The sequence below is a fragment of the Acidaminobacter sp. JC074 genome, from assembly GCF_022496765.1.
Classification (GTDB): Bacteria; Bacillota; Clostridia; order Peptostreptococcales; family Acidaminobacteraceae; genus JABXKX01.
Window position 1 is genome coordinate 137,307 of record NZ_VANV01000013.1, and the last position, 19,913, is coordinate 157,219.

17 protein-coding genes are annotated in these 19,913 nt (G+C 36.9%); all 17 read right to left on the bottom strand.

Annotated elements, in window-relative coordinates:
* Positions 1 to 7 precede the first annotated feature (7 nt).
* The 17 genes from EZV73_RS15705 to EZV73_RS15785 all read right to left on the bottom strand — a co-directional run bounded on the left by EZV73_RS15705 (position 8) and on the right by EZV73_RS15785 (position 19,843).
* Positions 8 to 1,186 (bottom strand): thiolase family protein, encoded by a 1,179-nt coding sequence (locus EZV73_RS15705; protein ID WP_240841352.1) that lies wholly within the window; start codon positions 1,184 to 1,186, stop codon positions 8 to 10.
* 9 nt (positions 1,187 to 1,195) lie between these two features.
* A complete protein-coding gene (locus tag EZV73_RS15710) occupies positions 1,196 to 1,969 on the bottom strand; it encodes a CoA-transferase (RefSeq protein ID WP_330637145.1) in 774 nt (257 codons plus the stop codon).
* An 11-nt stretch (positions 1,970 to 1,980) separates the two neighbouring features.
* On the bottom strand, positions 1,981 to 2,934 hold the full coding sequence (locus EZV73_RS15715; RefSeq protein ID WP_240841353.1) for a CoA transferase subunit A: 954 nt from the start codon (positions 2,932 to 2,934) through the stop codon (positions 1,981 to 1,983).
* A gap of 75 nt (positions 2,935 to 3,009) precedes the next feature.
* The gene (locus EZV73_RS15720; RefSeq protein ID WP_240841354.1) at positions 3,010 to 4,002 is read right to left on the bottom strand and encodes an aminopeptidase; all 993 of its coding nucleotides are present in this window, start codon (positions 4,000 to 4,002) and stop codon (positions 3,010 to 3,012) included.
* Positions 4,003 to 4,018: 16 nt separating this feature from the next.
* Positions 4,019 to 4,972, bottom strand: coding sequence for an ABC transporter ATP-binding protein (locus EZV73_RS15725; RefSeq protein WP_240841355.1), 954 nt, complete (start codon positions 4,970 to 4,972; stop codon positions 4,019 to 4,021).
* A gap of 2 nt (positions 4,973 to 4,974) precedes the next feature.
* Positions 4,975 to 5,973 carry an ABC transporter ATP-binding protein gene (locus EZV73_RS15730; RefSeq protein WP_240841356.1) on the bottom strand — a complete coding sequence of 333 codons (999 nt, stop codon included), beginning with the start codon at positions 5,971 to 5,973 and terminating at the stop codon, positions 4,975 to 4,977.
* A gap of 9 nt (positions 5,974 to 5,982) precedes the next feature.
* Positions 5,983 to 6,879, bottom strand: a complete 897-nt coding sequence (locus tag EZV73_RS15735; RefSeq protein ID WP_240841357.1) for an ABC transporter permease — start codon at positions 6,877 to 6,879, stop codon at positions 5,983 to 5,985.
* Positions 6,880 to 6,887: 8 nt separating this feature from the next.
* Positions 6,888 to 7,814, bottom strand: coding sequence for a nickel ABC transporter permease (gene nikB / locus EZV73_RS15740; protein WP_240841358.1), 927 nt, complete (start codon positions 7,812 to 7,814; stop codon positions 6,888 to 6,890).
* A 62-nt stretch (positions 7,815 to 7,876) separates the two neighbouring features.
* A complete protein-coding gene (locus EZV73_RS15745) occupies positions 7,877 to 9,427 on the bottom strand; it encodes an ABC transporter substrate-binding protein (RefSeq protein ID WP_240841359.1) in 1,551 nt (516 codons plus the stop codon).
* A gap of 42 nt (positions 9,428 to 9,469) precedes the next feature.
* Positions 9,470 to 10,525, bottom strand: coding sequence for a M20 family metallopeptidase (locus EZV73_RS15750; protein WP_240841360.1), 1,056 nt, complete (start codon positions 10,523 to 10,525; stop codon positions 9,470 to 9,472).
* Positions 10,522 to 12,324 carry a S9 family peptidase gene (locus EZV73_RS28900; protein ID WP_240841361.1) on the bottom strand — a complete coding sequence of 601 codons (1,803 nt, stop codon included), beginning with the start codon at positions 12,322 to 12,324 and terminating at the stop codon, positions 10,522 to 10,524. Before EZV73_RS28900 ends, EZV73_RS15750 begins: the two co-directional genes overlap by 4 nt.
* A gap of 95 nt (positions 12,325 to 12,419) precedes the next feature.
* Positions 12,420 to 13,130 carry a gamma-glutamyl-gamma-aminobutyrate hydrolase family protein gene (locus EZV73_RS15760; RefSeq protein WP_240841362.1) on the bottom strand — a complete coding sequence of 237 codons (711 nt, stop codon included), beginning with the start codon at positions 13,128 to 13,130 and terminating at the stop codon, positions 12,420 to 12,422.
* Positions 13,130 to 14,884, bottom strand: coding sequence for a sigma-54-dependent Fis family transcriptional regulator (locus EZV73_RS15765; protein ID WP_240841363.1), 1,755 nt, complete (start codon positions 14,882 to 14,884; stop codon positions 13,130 to 13,132). The genes EZV73_RS15760 and EZV73_RS15765 overlap by 1 nt, the downstream gene beginning before the upstream one ends.
* Before the next feature lie 25 nt (positions 14,885 to 14,909).
* Positions 14,910 to 15,989: an ornithine cyclodeaminase family protein gene (locus EZV73_RS15770; protein ID WP_240841364.1), complete on the bottom strand. Its 1,080-nt coding sequence runs from the start codon at positions 15,987 to 15,989 to the stop codon at positions 14,910 to 14,912.
* A 245-nt stretch (positions 15,990 to 16,234) separates the two neighbouring features.
* A complete protein-coding gene (locus EZV73_RS15775; RefSeq protein WP_240841365.1) occupies positions 16,235 to 17,434 on the bottom strand; it encodes an MFS transporter in 1,200 nt (399 codons plus the stop codon).
* Positions 17,435 to 17,645: 211 nt separating this feature from the next.
* The gene (locus EZV73_RS15780; RefSeq protein WP_240841366.1) at positions 17,646 to 17,804 is read right to left on the bottom strand and encodes a hypothetical protein; all 159 of its coding nucleotides are present in this window, start codon (positions 17,802 to 17,804) and stop codon (positions 17,646 to 17,648) included.
* A gap of 212 nt (positions 17,805 to 18,016) precedes the next feature.
* On the bottom strand, positions 18,017 to 19,843 hold the full coding sequence (locus EZV73_RS15785) for a glycosyl hydrolase family 18 protein (RefSeq protein ID WP_240841367.1): 1,827 nt from the start codon (positions 19,841 to 19,843) through the stop codon (positions 18,017 to 18,019).
* Positions 19,844 to 19,913 lie beyond the last annotated feature (70 nt).

The following is a 19,913-nucleotide window of genomic DNA, read 5'->3' on the forward strand; positions in this document are numbered from 1 at the left end:
ACTCGCCTCACTTAATATTCTTAACAATCATTGCAACACCTTGTCCACCACCCACACATAGGGTAGCCAATCCATAGGTCTTGTTTTCTCTCTTTAATCCATATAGTAAAGTTGTTAATATTTTAGTACCAGTTGCAGCCACAGGATGTCCTAAAGCTATTGCTCCTCCGTACATATTGACTTTACTCATGTCCATTTTCATTTCCTTATCACATGAAAGTACTTGTCCTGCAAAGGCTTCATTAAGTTCAATCATATCTATATCCTCTAAACTTAGGCCAGCTTTTTTAAGAGCAACAGGTGTCGCAACAGCAGGTCCCAGACCCATAAATTCAGGTTCCAGGCCTACAAATGAATACGACACAACTTCAGCCATAGGTTTAATACCTAATGCTTTTGCTTTTTCTTCTGACATGATGACAACAGCAGAGGCGCCATCACTCAAGGCACAAGAGTTACCAGCTGTAACGGTATTCCCTCTTGTAAATACTGATGGAAGCTTACCAAGCTTTTCTAAGTTTGTCTCACGGTGAACTTCATCACGTTTAAAGATTAGAGTTGATTTTCTGCTTTTGACTTCGATTGGTACAATTTCATCGTCAAACAAACCATTATTTATCGCTTTGATGGCCTTTGATTGCGACTCTAATGCATAGATGTCTTGTTCTGTTCTAGATATGTCATACTTCTGATTTAAAAGCTCACATGTATCACCCATAAACATATCTGCAAGCGGACAAATAAAGCCGTCTTTGTGGAGTAAGTCATCAACTGTTTTAGAGCCCATTCTCTGTCCCCATCTCGCTTCAGGCAATGCATAAGGTACATTACTAGCAGATTCAGTACCACCTGCAACGACAATATCACTTTCGCCAGCTGCTATTGAAAGTACACCTAGTTGTAAAGCTCTTAAACTTGATCCACATCTTTTATTAACAGTAAATGCAGGTACACTTACTGGCAGGCCTGACTTAACAGTAGAAATTCTAGCAGGGTTAGCACCGACGCCTGCCTGCCAACCGTTACCAAAAATCACTTGGTCTACAGCATTTTTTTCTATTTTCGCTCTTGATACAGCTTCATCAATGACTATAGCGCCTAAATCCCCAGCTTTAAAAGACTTTAAGCTACCACCAAATTTGCCACCTGCTGTTCTGACAGCACTGGCTATGACTACTTTTCTCATAATACCTCCCTAATATTTAATGAACACCTTGTGAGGATCTACCTCTGTTCTTATAAGTTCAATGACTTGTCTAGACGGTGGATCTGCTTGACGTGCCCTAGACACATCAATATCAAATCCTGTATTCTCAATGATTTGATCCAAGCTAACACCTGGATAATACTGATCTACATACATTCTTTTAGTCTGATCATCAAACTTCATAATGCCTAAATCCGTCACAACCGCTTGCGGTCCTCTGTTTGAAGGCAAACCACTCTTTTTTCTGCCGTCAGGACCATCAATCCAACCCGGTGATGTTAAATAATCTACACTTTTTACAAACCTTCTCTTTTCATGCTGCATCATGATGACAGTATTAAAAAAGGTGGCGATACCATTAGCACCACCAGAACCTGTAAATCTGGTTTTGGGTTGGTGATAATCGCCAATGCATGTTGAGTTAACATTGCCATATGGATCTATTTGAGCCCCGCCTATAAAGGCTAGCAAATCAATATTTTCATATCTCATTGAATTGGTTTGAAATCCAAAATATCTGTATTGGTCCCATAATACAGAACCATTTGCCATCAGTCTGCAATCTGCTACACTGGTTGGCACTTCTTTGGGATTGCAATCCATAATACCACTTTCAACAATTAAATGGCATGTTGGTGCAAATAGCCTTTTAGCTATTGAGGCACCTATTAAAGGCAAACCAGTGCCTACTACAGCAATCTGATCATCATGAATCAGACGTGCAATTGATACAGCTTGCATCTCTCGATTTGTATAATACACACTATCCTCCATTATGCTTTACTGGGTACAGAATACCCCAGCCCTTTTCTTACATTTAAACCGACCAAGCGATTCACACCTAGTTTATCCAAATAGGCTTCATGATCAGGAAGACCCTTGATCCACTCATTAATAAACTCATCAAATGACTCGTCACTCCTTGATACTTGATCATACATCTGCAGGAAATCTCTGTCATAATCATAGTAGTTGTAAACTTGAGACGGATGTGCACCATAAGGCACATGAACAACCGCATCAGTAACAAAAGATGGAATCTGATTCATTTCTGAATGATTCATCATTTCTTCTGGCTCCACCAACTCCTCACATGTCACAATGCACCTTCTAGCACTCAAGGCAATATCAACGTCAATAATCGTAGAACCCTCGATTCTTACTATGCCGTTGGTAGAAGCTTTTTGTACATGAATGATTGCCACATCAATATCTGGCGTAGGAACCAGACACAATTTTTCTTCTGGTTTAAAGGGATTCTCACTTATCATGAGTTTCTTGTTTGGTAGTTTGTCATGTTTCATTCTTTCCTCTTCAGAAATCCCCCACTTGTCAGCCAAATCTGAACCAAGCATATGTCTTACTGCCACATAGGGTAATCCTAAGGAACCAGCATGATACAAAATAGGTTGAACATCTAAAGAATAATCTTCAAACAATATTTCCTTATTTTCTATAGCCTTTCTAAATCTTCTTCCAACATTTGAGTAGCCAGAGTTTGCTGTATAGGAATTGATATATGCCTTACAAGCACCAACACCTATCAACATGTCCATATCGCCACCTGCAGGACCACTTTCTATATAAAGTGACTTCTTTTCCTGTCTTATAATTTCATGTACAGCTGCATAAGGTTTTCTGTTGGTGGTGAAACCACCGAAAACGATATAATCACCATCATGAACAAATTTTGAGATTGCTTCTTTCAAAGAGAAGACTTTTTTCATAAAATTACCTCTTCATTCTGTATTATGAAACGCATTCCAATAATCAATTAAAAAGTTAGAGACATAAATGCCTCATTAATCTAAAACAATTACTTTTCCATCTTTAACAATTAATTGATCATCGAAGGTTACGGTTGGACTATAAAGCACCACATCAATATGGACTTGACTGTCTATTGTCTGTCCATAGTAAATACCATTACCTAAAGCTAAATGCACAGTTCCACGTGCTTTCTTTTCTTCTTCAAAATCTCCATTGAAAAGTGAAGTAGGATTCAAACCAATACCAATCTCAGCAATATTATCGCTGTTTTCCACTGTTGCAAATAAAGATTCTAACTCCTTTATGATTCTTGGGTCACCATCTAAGATTTCACTTACTCGACCATTTCTTATTTTTAGTTTGATAGGCTTTTGAGGTAGTCCATAATAACATAAAGGACCATCTATAACCAAGACACCATTCATGGTACCTTCTACTGGACCAAGTGAAACTTCTCCATCAGAAAATGCCATACTTTGACCCGGTTCTCTAGCAATACCACATTCAATTATGGGTTCCATAATATTCATGTCTGCTGTTAAATGCGTGCCTGCTGGTGTTGTTAGAGAAAAGGCCTTCTTGCCTCTCCATATATCAGCCAGTCTTTTTCCCTCTTCATAAATTGCATTGTAATCGGCTAAAGCACCACCCTTTATGTAGTTATCAATATCTCGAAGAACCATAGAAGATTCTCGGATCTTCTTTTCTATTAATAACTCCTTCATTTTACGGTTGTATACCGATGCGCCTGATGCTCTTGTCATACCAACATAGACATCACAGCCTTCCATGGCCTTTTCAAGTGTTTTAGGGATGGTTGTTGCTGTTGTTTTGTCCCTAATAGGAATCATAACAACAACATAATCCTTTCCATACTTTTGCGCAGCTGCAGCCATAGCATTGGTCATTCTAACATCCGTTTCAGGGTCCACACAGATTAAGACTTCCTCGTGTTTCTGAACGGCTAGATAATCACCCATAATACGGTCTGCAATGAGTATTGCTTCAATGATCTTATTGTCCATTTTATGCCTCCGCTAATTAATCATTAAAAATGTGACAAGCCACAAAGTGATCTTTTTTTACCTCTATTAAACAAGGCTCTTCTCTTTCACAAACGGCTTCTGTATAATTACATCTGTCTGAAAAACGACAGTTGTTTTTTGGATTGATTGGAGAAGTTATCTCTCCTTTAAGTATAATTTTTTCTACCTTATTATCAAGTGTTGGTCTTGGAATAGCAGATAATAAAGCTTTTGTATAAGGATGAATCGGATTTTCAAAGAGTTCTTCTGCCGGTGCCTTCTCAATTAATTTACCCAGATACATAACTGCAATATCATCAGAAAAATGATTCACAACTGACAAATCATGTGTGATAAATATATAAGTTAAACCCAGTTTGTCTTGAAGTTCCTGCATCAGATTAAGTATTTGAGCTTGAATGGAAACATCCAGTGCAGATACAGGCTCATCACATACAATGAACTGAGTGTCAAGTGCCAAAGCCCTTGCTATACCTATACGCTGTCTTCTACCACCATCCAATTCATGAGGATAAGTGTTGACCAAACGATCTGATAAACCTACCAACTCCATTAATTCAAGCACACGGTCATGACGCTTAGCCTTATTGGTTATGATTTTATTTAACTTGATAGGCTCTTCAATTATTTCGAAAACTGTCATTCTTGGATCCAATGAAGAAAACGGATCTTGAAAGATAATCTGGAGTTCTTTTCTTAAAGCTCTCATCTCTTCTTTATTAAGATCTCTTATATTTTGACCCTTGTAGATGATTTCACCGTCAGTTGCCTCTAGTAACCTTAATATTACACGACCTGTCGTAGATTTGCCACAGCCAGATTCGCCAACAAGGCCTAATGTCTTACCTCTTTCTAAGGTAAAATTAATGCCATCCACAGCATGCAGCTTACCTCGTGACGTATCAAAATGTTTTTTTAAGTTTCTAACTTCTAAAATTTTCTCAGCCATAATTACTCCTTCAACATGTCCAACTTAAACTCTGGATCATTTTGGTACAAATGACAAGCCACTGTATGGGTTTCTGACAGCTTTAGAACCTCAGGTTGTTTGTTTTTACAATCTATCATTGCATATTCACACCTGTCATAAAATGCACAGCCCTCTGGCAACTTACTTGGATCTGACATCAAGCCTTTAATTGGTTTTAAAACAGCCTTTCTATCATCAATATTAGGTATCGAGTTAAAAAGTCCCTCTGTATATGGATGTTTTGTATGTCTGTAGATATCTACAAGATTACCTTTTTCAACAATTCTACCTGCATACATGATAGCCACTTCATCACACACTTCAACAACAACACCTAAATCATGAGTGATCATCAACATAGACATGTTCATCTCTTCTTTAAGCTTTTTCATAAGTTCCAGTACCTGTGCCTGAATGGTAACATCCAGTGCAGTTGTCGGTTCATCTGCAATCAAAAGTTTAGGACTGCATGACAAGGCAATTGCAATGATAACCCTTTGCTTCATACCACCTGAAAACTGATGTGGATACTCGTTCTTTCTCGATCCTGGAATACCTACCATTTCAAGCATTTTTTCAGCTTCAACCATGGCTTCCTTTAAAGGCATTTCCTTATGGATGGCAATGGCCTCAGCAATTTGCTCGCCAACAGATATAACAGGATTTAGAGCCGTCATAGGGTCCTGGAATATCATCGAAACAACAGAACCACGTATTTTTTCAACATCATTTTCCGACATACCCATGATGTCCATATTATCTAGTGTAATTTGACCTCTTACAATTTCACCTGGTGGTGACTGTACCAACCTAAGTATAGAACGAGCAGTTGTTGTTTTTCCTGCACCTGTTTCACCAACAAGTCCAAGTGTCTTTCCTCTTTTGATGTTTAAACTAACACCGTTTAGAGCCTTTACAACACCATCATCAGTATTGAACTGTATAAAAAGATCTTCTATATTCAAAATGTTATCTGACATAAATCCTCCCTATTTCAACTTTGGATCTAGTGCATCTCTTAGACCATCACCTATTAAATTAAGCGACAATACAGTCAGCACAATTGCTAAACCTGGGAACATAACCAGATACATTTGATCTCTCATATAAGCTCTACCTCCAGCAAGCATAGATCCCCATTCAGGTGTTGGAGGCTGTACACCTAAACCGATAAAACTAAGTGCAGCAGTTGCCATAATTGCAGTTGCTACCTTTAAAGTACCATAAACAATAATTGGTGCTAGGGAGTTTGGAATAACATGTTTTAAAATAATAACATGATCCTTAGCGCCAATAGCCTTAGCTGCTTCTATAAACTCTTGATCCTTAACACTTAAGACCGCTGCACGAACGACTCTTGCAAATCCAGGTATATTAGAAATACCCACGGCTATCATTAGGTTTAAAATACTAGCGCCAAGGGAGGCAACAATCGTTATGGCTAAAAGGATGGTTGGAATGGCTAATAAGACATCCAAACAACGCATGATAATATTATCTAGCTTACCGCCATAATAGCCGGCTACAGCCCCTAAGGTACCACCAATACTGAGGGCAATACCAACTGATATAATACCTACGAATAAAGATATTCTTGTACCAAATACAATTCTCGCAAAAATATCTCTACCGTACTCATCTGTACCAAACCAGTGCTTGGCACTTGGTCCTTCTAATCTTTCTAAAACATTCAGTTTTATAGCATCATTATCATAATCTGCAATGACATCTGCAAATATAGCCATGGCAATGAACGCTAAAATTAATACAATACCAAACATGGCTGTTCGACTTTTCTTAAGTCGTCTCCAGACATCTGCATATTGACTTCTTTTTTTCACTCGTGTCTTGACTTCAACACTATTTATTGAAACATTTGCACTCATTGTAACTCCTAACTATAATTCGCTTTTATTCTTGGATCGATAAATGAATACAGTATATCGATGATTAAGTTAACAATTGAAAAAGACAGGGCAAATACTAGAACACAGCCTAGTACCATAGGCAAGTCTTTACTTTGTATAGCCGTTACCATCAATCTACCGATACCTGGCCATGAGAATACCGTTTCCGTTAAAACTGCGCCACCAAGTAAAACACCAAACTCTAATCCAATAACCGTTATGGCTGGAATTAATGCATTTTTCAAGGCATGTTTTCTAACAACAACTTTTCTACTGACACCTTTAGCCTTGGCAGTAGAGATATAATCCTGTCTAATAACTTCTAACATGGAAGACCTTGTTGTTCTTGTGATGGATGCCATAGATGCAACCGCCAGCGTAAATGCCGGTAGAATCAAACTCAACCAAGAATCCATACCACCTGACGGGAACCATCCAAGTTTTAACGAGAATAAAATGATTAATATCAGGCCTGTCCAGAATGAAGGCATGGATATACCAACCAGTGCAAGGACCATGCCCACATTATCAAATATGGAATACTGTCTCGTAGCTGATATAACACCAATCGGTATAGAAATTATGACCGACAAGACAATTGCAGATATGGTCAAGACAAATGTATTTGGAAATCTTGAACTGATGTCAGACCAAACACTTTTTCCCGTTGAATAAGAGGTACCAAAATCTCCTCTTAATAAATTCTTTACATAATTAAAGTATTGTACGATCAATGGATCATTCAAACCCATTTCTTCTCGTAATTCCTGTACTGCTTCTTCTGTTGCACCTTCGCCAAGAATCATTGTTGCTGGATCACCAGGTGTTAAACTGATGATAAAAAAAACAACAAATGTGACACCAAGCATAACAGGTAACATCATCAAAAGTCTTCTTAAAACATATTTAGCCATCTTTCCCCCACAAGCTCTACTTTAGAAGTGGACGAAACACCGAAGTGTTTCATCCACATTTTTTAGTAATGAATTTTTTCAAGATTAAACAAGCCTTGTGGACTTAGTTCAACATCCTTAAGTGCAGCATTTGCACCTACAACATTGAACTTAACAAATAGCGGTACGATTGGTGCTTCATCCATAATATACTCATGGAATTCATTGTACATAGCAATACGTTTGTCTAAATCCATTTCTACTCTTGCTGTCTCAATTAACTCATCAATCTTAGAATCGTTGATTCTTGAGAAGTTAAATCCACCTATATTGCTTGAGTGGTATAAAGGTGTTAATGTTTGATCTGGATCTGGATTAGAAGACCAACCGATAATTAACGATTCCTCTTCACCCTTCATTAATAGATCAATGTAAGTCGCCCACTCGTACATTTCAATTGAAGCCGTGATACCTACTTCTAATAAGTTGGCTTGAATAACTTCTGCGATTCTCTTTCTCTCATCACCTGATGCCCAGATTGTCATTTCAAAACCGTTTTCGAAGCCGGCTTCAGCAAGTAACGCTTTTGCTTTTTCTGGATCATATGAGTAATCAGAACCTTTATAACCTAACATAGAAGGTGCTAATACCGATTTTGCTTCTGCACCTGCGCCATTGATTGCAACAATCATAATCGCTTGTTTATCAATTGCATAGTTAAGTGCTTGTCTTACCAACTTGTTATCAAATGGTGGTTTTTCATTGTTTACTGCAAAGAAGTCAACTCTAGTAGATTCTGTTGTATAAACAGATAAGTTTTGAGCTTCTTCTACTTTAGGCATATCAATTGTTTCTAATTCTTGAACAAGGTCCACTTCACCAGTTTCTAAAGCAATTGTTCTTGAAGTACCTTCAGGAATAACTCTAAAAGTGATTTTCTTCATGTGGCCCATATTGTTTTCATCAAAATAGCCATCAAACTTTTCTACCACAATCTTGTCACCTGAAGCCCATGAAACAAACTTGTATGGACCCGTACCAATTGGATCATCAAAATTACCACCTGCATTTACATAAGCCTCTGGAATGATCGAAGCACCCGCGTGGGCTAACGTGTATAAGAAAGGTGCAAAGGCAGTCTTAGTTGTAATCTTAACTGTATAGTCGTCTACCACTTCAATGGTGTCCATTTCAGCTAAAACATGCTGTACCTTAGGCATTTCCTTTGATCTTTCAAAAGAAAACTTAACATCGCTAGCCTTCATTTCACTGCCATCATGGAACTTAACGCCTTCTTTGATTTTGATTACCCATTCAGTTGGAGATGGTTGACTCCACTCCTCAGCCAAATCTGGGTCAATGCCAAAATCTTGGTTTAATCTAAACAAACGATTGAATAACACATTTGTAACTAACTCAGATTTTGTGTCATTATGACCTTGAGGATCAAGTGATGCTATATCAGCACTTATTGCAACCGTCAGATCTTCTTTTAAGACTTCTTGAGTTTCAGTTGATTCGCCTAAGCTATTATTACCGCTAGCAGTAGCAGAATCTTGATTCTGACTACAAGCCACAACCGATGATAATACCATCATACAGACCAGAAATAGTACCAAACACTTTTTAATCATTTTCTTCTCCTTCTTTTTCTCCCCCAGACATTTTTAATGCCATTATAAGTTCATTAAGAAATCTACAAGTAAATTCTCCAGTAACTCAAGCGTCTCAAGATCAACGTATTCATCTTTACCATGCCAGTTACCACCTTTTGGTCCAACTTCAATTGCAGGTATATTCAAAGTAGAAAAAAACCTAACATCAGATGAACCATGCTGTCCAAAAATCTTAACATCCTCATAATGTGCACGTTTAAATGCCTCTTTAATTCTATCTATGTAAAAATTGTCTGTTGAAACCAAGATACCTGGCTCCATTTGAACAACTTGAACATCACCTTCTATTACATTTCTAATGTCATTTAAAATCTCTTCTGGATCTAAGTGAGGTACATATCTGATATCAATGCCCATCTTATGATAGTCCGGTACACGATTGTATATATCTCCTCCTTGTGAGATAGATAAATTAACACTAGAGTTTTCAAATATATCATCACCTATCTTCAAAATAGGTAAGGATTTTATCTTCTTAAAGTTCTCATAAGCTTTTTCTATGGCATTTTCTCCTAGCCAAGGCCTAGAGCCATGAGCAGCCTTTCCATAAGTAATCATATCTACTTGCAAGATGCCTTTAGCTCTTGTAGAAATAGCCATTTGAGTTGGCTCAGTACAAATAACAAAATCACCTGTATAACCTTTTTCTACAAGTACCTTGGTACCGTTATGACCGCCAACCTCTTCGTCAGATACCAATTGAAGCATCACTTTTACATTGGACGCATCTTTCATTTTTATAAATGCGTGTATGATGGCAACAACACCAGCCTTCATATCTGAAGCACCTCGTCCATAAAACAAATTATCCTCTACATAAGGTTCAAACTGGCTTGAATCAGCAGACACCACATCAATATGACCATTTAAAACAATACATTTGTCGCCAGAACCCACTGTCGCTACAAGAGATTTCTTTTGGTTACTGACAATAATTTCTGAATCTATGTCAAAAAACTTTAGATATACCTGACAAAACTCAATACATTCATTTGCCTTGTCTACAGTTGATGTATCCATCTTTACCAATTTTTTTAGTAGTTCTAGCGAGTTCATATTCCCTCCTGCAAGTGCTTTCTAAACCAAGTTATCATCAGTTGATAGCGTTCTAAACGGTGTCTTGGCTGTCCACTTCTAACAAAACCATGTCCTTCATCTTCAAATATCCTAATCCCAGTTTCTATTCCTAGATACGTGAGTGCATGATACATATTAAGCGATTCAGTCACATGACAGCGCTTATCTTTTTCACCGTGTAAAAACAAGGTTGGTGTTTTGATTAGTTCACAATCATATAGGGGTGAAGCTTCAAGAAAGTCCTTTCTATGTGACCAAGGTGTTTTGCCATCCATATACTCATAAACATATTCAAACCCTATGTCCGATGACATAAAAGAATTGATCATGGAACTGATGCCCCTTGCAGAAATTGCTGCTTTAAACCTATCTGTTCTAGTAATGATGTAGTTGGTCAAGTAGCCTCCATAAGAGCCGCCCATCAAGCCAATTCTGCTTTTATCTATTTGAGGATATTGATCTAAAACCTCATCTAAGTAAGTCATCAACTCTTTATAAGGCAGTGAGCCAAACACACCTCGGATGTTTGAATAGTCATTGCCATACCCATCGCTACCTGGTGGATTTGTAAATATCACATAATAACCTTTTGAGGCCAATACTTGTAAATCAAATGAAAAGGCAGGCTTGTACATCCCCTTTGGACCGCCATGTATGACTAAGACAGCAGGTGCTTTTTCAGTTTTCACTACAGGCTCAATAACCCAGCCAGGCATGCTGCCATCAAGAAACTTAGGCTGTAAAGCAAGACTCGAAAGCGCTTGATTATGGTCTGTTATCCGTTCACAGTCGTCAGTCAAGTAATAGAGTTCTTGTAAGTCAGTCCCTTTAAGGCCAACAGCTATATAAGCATCTTTATAAAAATCAAAAGAATCAATGCTGTATAAATTTACTAAGCTACGTCTGGTCGGCCACTCAAATATGTTCTCACCATCTTTATCAACAGAAACAAATGCAGCTTTCTTCTTATACTTAGCCCTTTTACCCTTAAAAGTATGACAGTCTGTGTAAACCCCCATTTCTTCAAAGCTACAGCCACAATCTGATACTTTTAAAACTTGTCCATCCATATCCATCTCAATTAAAGACTTATCATCATTTCTACTATTTTTTTTCATATCACAGGCCGTCATCAAAATATGGCCATTGTCTAGTAAAAGTGCATCTCCAACTCTGTACTGCTCTTTTGAGATGAGTTTTGTTTCAAAGGTTTTTAAGTCTAAAAGATATATACTGTTCCAAATCGGTTTTAACCCCAAGTCAAATGTCACTACAAGAGCTTTCTTCAAAGTCTTATTGTAGTTAAACTGATAGACATCTCCACCAAGCAAATCCATGCTTTCCTTACCACGAATGGCGAACTTTCCATATGATTTTAGCCCCATATGTTTGTAAGCATTCGAGGAAGAATCATATTGATTTTCCTTTACTGAGAACTGATACATCAAATGATCATCGTACTCAAAATCAAGAATCTCTTGGTTGACTTTGTCCCAAACATGACTTGACTTGTCAGTTAAATTAATTTTGTAGATTGTGTGTGATCCTGTATAAACCAGTAAGCCATTGTCTCCTCTTCTGATTAGACTAGGGGACTCAAGCAAAAGCTTTTGACTATTTTTTGTAAGTAGGTTGGTACACCACAGTTCATTGACATATGTATTTTTATCAAGTGACATTGAAGTTGTAATGTAATACACTTCATTTCTGTCTTCAATCACTGTCACTTCTGTGAAAGTTTTTATATCCTGAAACGCTTCAATTCTAATTTTAACCACCTCTCATTCCGTATTGCGGAATGCATTCCAAATATCTTATGCATATATACTAGCACACGAAATTGGTCTTTACAAGATTTTTCAGAAAAATCTTATTATTTAGGATGTGTGAACTTGATAAAGTTAGAAAATAATTCTTTCATGGAATGAGTTTCTATCATGGCTTCAGGGTGCCACTGAACACCTTGTAAGAATTTTTTTGAATCGTCTTCAATGGCCTCAATTAGGCCATCACGACTCATTGCAACAACTTTCAGACCATCTCCCAGACCATTGATGCCCTGGTAATGATAAGAATTGACTTCAGCTTCATGCCCTAAACTTTCATAAAGTTTGGAATCAGCTTCAATTTTTATGGTGTGAACCGGAAACTTCATATTTGTTTTTCCGGCAAAATGACCAATAGAGTTTTCCCTATTGTGTACATTACTAAACAGGCTGCCATTACGCGATACATTAATAAGCTGCATGCCTCTACAAATCCCAAGTATGGGTTTATTGTTATTTTCAAAGAATTTAATAAGTGCTATTTCCCACTCGTCTCGTGGTGGGTTGATATAATCAATCTCCTTATTAAGGTCCTTTTCATAATACCTCGGTGATATATTTTCATTTCCCCCTGTTAAAACTAGACCATCTAGTCTCTTGGCATATATTTCTGCCTCTTCAAGTTGCCTAATTGTAGGTATTACAACAGGTATGCCACCTGCTGCAATGACAGCTTGTGAATAAAAGTCATTCACAGTAATATAGGCTCCTCTTTCTTTGTCTATCTCATATGAGCTAATACCTATTAAAGGTTTCATCACGTCTCCTTGTTCATTTTACTAATTTTTCTATAGATTGTAGAACGACTGATTCCCAGTTCCTGAGCAGCTTTAAGACGACCTTCTTCATGCCATCCAAAGTAATCAAGCGTTGCCTTTATATGATCCCACTCTAATGCCTCAAGGGTTTTAAACCTACTTTCAACTTCTTTTTCATGGAATTGATAAGGTAAGCTTTTAAGGGTGATATAATCGTCTTTTTCCATATGTACAGCATACTCTATTGTATTTTGAAGTTCCCTTATGTTGCCTTTCCATTCATACTGATAAAATACCCTTCTTACTTCATCGGAAATGTCAAGAATGTATTTGCCAAACTTCTTGTTAAAGAGTTTTATAAAGTAATCAGTCAGAATAAAAAGGTCATTTTCTCGATTCTTCAAGTTGGGAATCATTAAGCTGAATACGTTTAATCGATGGAACAAGTCTTCTCTAAATTGGTTGCGTTCAACCAAAACATCTAAGCGTTCATTGGTTGCGGCTATTATCCTAACATCTATAGGAATACTTTCTACACTACCTATACGTTCTATCTGTTTTCTTTCAATAACGCGTAACATCTTCTGCTGCAAGTGTAATGGCATATTTTCTACTTCATCTAATAAGATGGTCCCCTTATTGGCTAAAAAGAACTTACCGTGTTTACCGATTTTATCAGCACCCGTAAAGGTACCTTTATCGTAACCAAACAACTCACTTTCAATAAGTGATTCAGGTATAGCTCCGCAGTTAATGGATACAAATGGGCCATTTCTTCTTTCACTTTCAAAGTGAAGCGCTCTTGCAAATAACTCCTTACCAGTACCTGTTTCTCCATATAAAAGGACTGTAGAATCTAAATTAACAATCGCCTTAATTTTTTCTTTCAACATTCTAATCGCAGATGATTCCCCTATAATACTTTTAAGTAAAATTTCATCTTGCTTTTGTAAGAGTTTGTAAGACATCTGATGGACTTCTTCAAGATCATCCATAATCATTGCAAAACCATTAAGCCCCTTATTGGTATATAAGGGATTAAATGAGATCATGAAGAAATATTTAGAATCATCTATCTCAATTTCTAGCGATTTTGTTTCGAGTATTTCTTGTCTTTCCTTGCCTAGTGAGTCAAATAAAAGACTGATATGCCTATGTAGATACTTTTCTATAGGTAGGTTAAGTTGCTTGATAAGTTTGTTATTGATTCTAAGAATATTTAAGTTTGCATCAAGGGTTACAACACCCTTGTCAATGTTGTTAATGACCATATCTAGAAGCTGAGCATCTGCTTGAAGCTTGGAGTAAATATCATACTCTTTTGCCTTTGAAGCCAAGAGTTCCGACATGATTTGAATGAAATTTTGCATTTTATCAGCTTCTGAAATCAAGCGATCCTTAAGGTCTTCTTTTCTAGTTGCAATCCCCATAGCCCCAATGATTTTATCATCATTTTTAATCACAGAATAAATAGCTGTTTTATAAGAACAGTTACTATATCTGATACAACCCTCACATCTTGGATCATTACCTGGATCGGATATCATGACCATCTTAGGTCCATTTTCCTTAAAAAGTATGCGACTGACGATACCAGAATCATAATAAAAGTCCTGTTTAGGTTTTGGCGCATGATCACTTAAAACAATGATTTCAAGATTTTCATCTACAATTTCAATGTCGAATTGTAAGGCTTCCGAAAGTGCATTTGCCACTTGTTTGGCAGTTTCTTTAATCTTCTTTAATTGACTCAAAAGTCCCTCCTAAGAGGGACATTTTTTATACCAATGCAGGATTTTCCCATAGCGGCAGTTTTCTACCGATACCCATTTCCTTTGCATTTTCATAAACTCTGAAAGCTTCTGAAAGATCATGTATCCCCATGCCGATCGGATTAAAGAAAATTCTTTCCGACTTGCTTTGTCTGCCTGGAATATTGCCTACAACAATATCACCCATATTACCGAGGATTTTATCTTCACTAATCACGCCGTCCCTCACTGCGCGATAGCTTACATCTACGCCATGGTGCGATACTTGATACCAATCGTCTACCACAACTTTATCCATTATTTTTAAAGCTTCAGCCGGTGTATCCCAGAAAGAGATTTCACAGTGTAAAGCACCTTCTTTATACCACTCAGCTTTTACGTATGGCTCTTTGGCCATTGTCGCAGTAGAGATTACATCAGAACCTCTAAATGCTTCTTCAGCAGAATCCACTACAACCAGTTCCATGCCTAGTTGATCTTTCATTTCTTCTACAAATTTCTCAGATGTCGCTCTGTTGATGTCAAAGACTTTTAAGACTTCTAAAGAAGGAACACCTGCTTTGATAGCCATTGCCTGTGTTTTACCTTGAACAGACGCACCCACAAGTCCCATGACTTTAGAATCGGGATTTGCCAGATACTTAGCAGCAACACCAGATGCTGCACCTGTTCTCATAGCTGATACGACTGTACCATCCATGATACATACCGGCATTAAAGTGTCTGGATCTACGATTGTAATAACCGCATTTGCTCTTGGTAGGTTATATTTGCTGGGATTATGAGGTTTTGAAGGAATCCACTTGATACCTGATGTATTTACTGGTCCCAATAAATCTCTTTCCTTTAGTTCCTCCTCATATTCCTGACCACCTAAATAAGATGGCATAGACATGATTCTACCGGTTGTTTCTTCTGTTTCAGGACCACCCCATCTGATAACTGGTTTCCCTGGTTGAATAAATGCCTTCTTACCATGTAGGAAAAATGAACGTTCAGTTGCCTTCATGCAACCTGCCATATCAAGACCGCCTGCCTTGATACAATCTTCTTGTTGTAGATAGAGAAATTCTACCTTTGAACTCATAACATAAGCCTCCTTGTAATTTTTATATTGACACATTACATATATGCAATACTGGTGCCAACTTTAAAATCATGTATTTTCAAGGCTTAAGGTTAATATTTAATTTTGCAACATGTCAACTTGACATGTGAATTTGTAAAATTTTCAGATTATTCATACTACAAGTCCCTATTACCACTATATATGTCATATTGAGATATTCATATGTCAATATGACACAATTTGATATAAAAGAAAGCGCTGAATTATTCATTCAACGCCTTTTTTTTGAAATATATAATTTTACCTATTACAATGACTATCAGGAAACTACCAATACTCAAGTAGCCATAAAAGACATCTGCAACTTTTGATGCATAGGCAAAGCCCAGTCCGAGTATAACCGACATCAAGGAGTTGAACATAGAATAGACCGACTCCATGGTTGCTCTATAGTGAGATTCAACATTATGATGTAAATCCCCGAGTATGACTGTATCAAGGACTGCTTGGATATATATTGGAACCAACATGAAAAGCAAACCAAGTGGATGCCTTATCAGAAATAAACTCACATAAGATACTGCCGATATCAACATGGTCAATGTATAAAAGACTCTCTTACGTTGTCTTGTCCCAATGGTAGTGATGATTTTAGTGGTACGGCTGCTGGCAATTAAAACTGATAGGGACATCAAGCCACTGATCAGTCCAAAGTAGATGATATCCACCTGGATACCATCCATGTAATTCTGCCAGAACTCTTCAATGTAAATAATGGCTGCACCAATAGCACCACCTGTAATAAAAATATATTGGATATAATGCTTGCTGCTTATAACAGCTCTCGCTGTCTTAAATATTTCTTTTACACTTGTAACATTTTCAGAAGATGATTTATTTGGCTCAGTTAACAAAGCATTAAAGATGACCATCATCATGCAAGAAAAGACAGACATCTGATAAGGTAAAATCAAACTTACCTTAGAGGCAGCATAAGCACCGATCATTGCCGCTAATAGTCCAGAACCATAACGTATGGCCTTGATTCTAGACAAGTACTTTTCAAAACTCATGGTCTCGCCAATTTCTTGTAAAGAATCATACATTAGGGCTGTGACACTGCCACTCGTTAGGGCTCCTGATATACCAGATAAAACAATCAGTCCTGCAAATGCAGCAAAGCCATAGGCATTTAAAATCAAAGCCGCACCTATCAAGGTTAAAAGCGAACCTGATAAAATAATATTCTTTCTTGAAAAGCGGTCAGCTAAAACACCTGTTGGTACTTCCATTAAAATAATAACAGCACCATAAATGATCTCAATATAGACGGTTTGAGCTATAGATATACCGCGACTTCTCCAGAAAAGTCTTTCAATAACATAAGCAAAAATAAAGCTTCTAAAAAAATAATAAGCTTGTACATATAGTATATTTCGTTTTAATTTATTCAATCTCGTCATATTCCCTCCTCTATAATTAACATCCTAAAATGTAATTATGGCGGTGGACGGACAAGGTGTTAAGACTGTCCTCTAATTCTTACCATAAGATCCCCTCCTTAATTCATTATACTACAAGAAAAAAAAGAAGGGCAAAAAAAAAGAAATGTCGCTATGCGACTTTCTAATTCTTTAACCATCTTTCAGTTTAGAATGACCAAACGATAATCGATTAGTATTCCATTTCCTTAATTCTGTAAAGTACCGCGTATTCGTAATCTACTTCTGCTGCGCAAGACTCACATAAACCAAATTTATTGACTTTCTTCTCATCTTCGCATCTCTTACAAACGTCTACTTTCACATACATACTTTCCATCATGTTCTTCATAGTCTCGCCTCCTCGTATGATTGTATACAATTATTCTTCCTATAAATAGTATACAATCATACTAATATAATTGCAAGCAATTTACCAAAAAAACAAGAATACTTTCACAAATTGTTGACTCATGCAACACATCCACTCATAGTATTGAAAAAAGCCCTCTTCGGGCCAATCAAAAACTCTCATTTTCCTCAAAAAAAATAGCGCATTAAGCGCTATCTATCTAAAATATTATTGATATATTCCCAGGTTTCCATTTCCACAAATTCTTTTGACCAAGAACCTATACCAGGCAGCTTGTATTTTTTAGCCAAGGTAATTCTCTTATTGATAGAAGATTCATCTTCAAGCCAGATTCTATGGAGTAAATCATCTTTTCTATAAGAAACATAGTTTAAGAAGTTTTCCTCATCATAAGAGGACTCATAATCGACATCATCTAAAAGTCCCTCAAGATGTTTGATACCAAAAGCCGTAGAATCGACAGAAACACCGCTTTCTTTCCATACTCTCATATAAAGAGGTATACCTAAAATAAGTTTTTCATTTGGTACTAATTCAAGGGTCTCTTTAATGCCTTTTTCAACCCATGGAATAGATGCTACTGGACCGCTTACTGGGCTCGATCCCCAAAACTCATCATAGGCCATCAACATCATATAATCCACATGTTTGACGATGTTTTCTCTATCAAAGACTTTAGACCATTGATCAGAACCACCAGGTACTGTCACCGCAATAGACAAGGTAACATTTTGAGCTTCCATTACTGGCGACAACTCAGCCATAAACTGTGTAAACTTTTCTTTGTCATCTAGATACATATTTTCAAAATCAATGTTAACACCATCTAAATCATACAAGGCAGCATAAAAGGCAATTTGAGCAATGGCTCTTTTTCTATAAACTGGATCATTTAACATTTCAGATGTCCAAGATGGTTTAAAGCTGTTATTAAACAAGCCCCAAACTTCATACCCTTTATCTTGTGCATCTTTCATATACCTAAAATCAGCTTCATTAATAATGATACCATTGATGTTTAAGCTAAACCAAGTTGGTGAAATAGCATCCAAACCAGGAATCGTTTCATCGTTTCTTAGGTTGGGATTATTCTTGTACTCAGAGATTTGAGACCAAGTCATATTGACATTTTCACCATAATCATGTGCAGGCCTTACATCATTGAGCTGGGTTTCAAGTATATCAACTGTATAATTCTCTAAATCCACAGTTTTAACAAAACCTGTTCTTCCGGTTTCAGTGATGATCTTGCTTAAATCCTCATGTGTATCAATAACAATCGCACTTATCTGAACAGGATCGCTTTCATCTACAACATTCATACCATGACTTGTTTTTACAAAAGATATATTTGATGCTACCTTTCTGAGGCCATCAAAGGTTTGGTCATAAATAGCGTATGAACCATCAGTTGCGACCATCAAATCAAGTCCATATAACTTCTTAAGCACTTCAAAATCAATATAGTTATGACCGTTTTTAGTCAGTATTGGTATATTGATATCAACTATATTTTCCTTAACATAATCTGTTACTTCTTTGGTTTCAAGTACATAATCAACTTGTTCTAATGGGATATAAACCCTTGTTCCAGAATTTGAATAATGGATATTCGTATCAATCTGCTCCATTACGAAATCGGCATGTATCAAGATTCTATTGTCTACCATAAGTAGGTATTCAGAAGGGATAGTGTCACCCATATAAGTATGACTAGCACCACCATCTAATAGAGACAAGACTTCTAGCTCTAAATCCTCTATGGTTTCTTGTAAACTCATGTTATTGAACCATAGAACACTTAAGGCAATAACCAGTATAAGTACTGCTAGCTTCCAAATAATACTTGTTCTTTGAACTTTTTTTATAGAGACAATTGTATCTTGAACTGTTTGTTCATCAACGCAGTGAGCTTGATTCTCTTCAACTACAGGTGTTTCTGAGTCTACAGCTTCACGTTTCTTCTTAATTTCTTCACTTCTTTTTTTAAGTAAAATATCTACATTCTTATCATCCATAATAACTCCTTCAGTACATTTGTACTTCTTATATTATAACGAAGTAAGGCATCATTAGACAAGAATATCA

Excerpts from the sequence above, each read along its gene's own strand:
- EZV73_RS15775 (WP_240841365.1), bottom strand. The coding sequence starts at position 17,434 with ATGACGAGATTGAATAAATTAAAACGAAATATACTATATGTACAAGCT.
- EZV73_RS15725 (WP_240841355.1), bottom strand. The coding sequence starts at position 4,972 with ATGGCTGAGAAAATTTTAGAAGTTAGAAACTTAAAAAAACATTTTGAT.
- EZV73_RS15785 (WP_240841367.1), bottom strand. The coding sequence starts at position 19,843 with ATGGATGATAAGAATGTAGATATTTTACTTAAAAAAAGAAGTGAAGAA.
- EZV73_RS15730 (WP_240841356.1), bottom strand. The coding sequence starts at position 5,973 with ATGTCAGATAACATTTTGAATATAGAAGATCTTTTTATACAGTTCAAT.
- EZV73_RS15780 (WP_240841366.1), bottom strand. The coding sequence starts at position 17,804 with ATGAAGAACATGATGGAAAGTATGTATGTGAAAGTAGACGTTTGTAAG.
- EZV73_RS15705 (WP_240841352.1), bottom strand. The coding sequence starts at position 1,186 with ATGAGAAAAGTAGTCATAGCCAGTGCTGTCAGAACAGCAGGTGGCAAA.
- EZV73_RS15760 (WP_240841362.1), bottom strand. The coding sequence starts at position 13,130 with ATGAAACCTTTAATAGGTATTAGCTCATATGAGATAGACAAAGAAAGA.
- EZV73_RS15770 (WP_240841364.1), bottom strand. The coding sequence starts at position 15,989 with ATGAGTTCAAAGGTAGAATTTCTCTATCTACAACAAGAAGATTGTATC.
- EZV73_RS15745 (WP_240841359.1), bottom strand. The coding sequence starts at position 9,427 with ATGATTAAAAAGTGTTTGGTACTATTTCTGGTCTGTATGATGGTATTA.
- EZV73_RS15750 (WP_240841360.1), bottom strand. The coding sequence starts at position 10,525 with ATGAACTCGCTAGAACTACTAAAAAAATTGGTAAAGATGGATACATCA.
- EZV73_RS15720 (WP_240841354.1), bottom strand. The coding sequence starts at position 4,002 with ATGGACAATAAGATCATTGAAGCAATACTCATTGCAGACCGTATTATG.
- EZV73_RS15735 (WP_240841357.1), bottom strand. The coding sequence starts at position 6,879 with ATGAGTGCAAATGTTTCAATAAATAGTGTTGAAGTCAAGACACGAGTG.
- nikB (WP_240841358.1), bottom strand. The coding sequence starts at position 7,814 with ATGGCTAAATATGTTTTAAGAAGACTTTTGATGATGTTACCTGTTATG.
- EZV73_RS15715 (WP_240841353.1), bottom strand. The coding sequence starts at position 2,934 with ATGAAAAAAGTCTTCTCTTTGAAAGAAGCAATCTCAAAATTTGTTCAT.